Here is a 793-nt window from a genome sequence, read left to right as displayed (position 1 = left end):
AATTTGTATCCATAATATTAATATCCATACGGCTCCTATACACCAACAAAAAACTGTTCTGCGCAAAATAGGAATGGTTTTTCAGCATTTTAATTTATTTCCCCACATGACTGTTATGCAAAATTGCATTTTAGCACCTATGACAGTTCAAGGACTTTCTAAACAACAAGCAAAGAAACGGGCAATGCATTATTTGACACAAGTTGGAATTGAAAAACATTGTGAGAAATATCCTTTACAACTCTCTGGTGGGCAACAACAGCGTGTTGCAATTGCGCGTGCACTTTGTATGAAACCTGAAGTAATGCTTTTTGATGAACCAACATCAGCTCTTGATCCAGAAAGTGTTGGAGAAGTTTTAGAAGTTATGGTTCAATTAGCAAATACAGGCATAACAATGCTGTGTGTCACCCATGAAATGGGTTTTGCTCGAAAAGTTTCAGAAAGAATACTTTTTTTAGAAAATGGAAAAATTATTGAAGATACAGCATCTGATGAATTTTTTATCAATCCTAAAAGTCAACGTGCTCGTGATTTTCTTGCTAAAATTAAACACTAATTATTAACATTGATTTATCTACGAGAACTTTAAAGATCCTGATCTCTTTTTGAGAAGAGTAACAATTGTTTGAGCAGCAATGACCCCAGATGGAACTTCAGTCTTCATTTTCTGTTCTACCATCTCAAAAACATCGAGCTGTGCCTGTCGTAATAAAGGATTATATAAAAGTTCTTCTATCTGCCTTGCTAACATGCCAGGACGTAGAAATTCATTAAAGTATTCCGGCACAAT

General features: G+C 34.9%; 1 protein-coding gene and 1 pseudogene. One reads left to right on the top strand and one right to left on the bottom strand.

The features are described from left to right. The coding region (locus ACFIO5_RS11335) for an amino acid ABC transporter ATP-binding protein (protein ID WP_375705460.1) at positions 1-559 on the top strand (559 nt) is incomplete at its 5' end. A gap of 18 nt (positions 560-577) precedes the next feature. On the opposite strand, the pseudogene ACFIO5_RS11330 reads toward ACFIO5_RS11335, so the two are convergent. Then, positions 578-793, bottom strand: a pseudogene (locus tag ACFIO5_RS11330) (lipid-A-disaccharide synthase); the annotation flags it as partial.

The organism is Bartonella sp. AA86SXKL (assembly GCF_042196885.1).
This window is presented reverse-complemented; position numbering and strand designations above follow the sequence as displayed.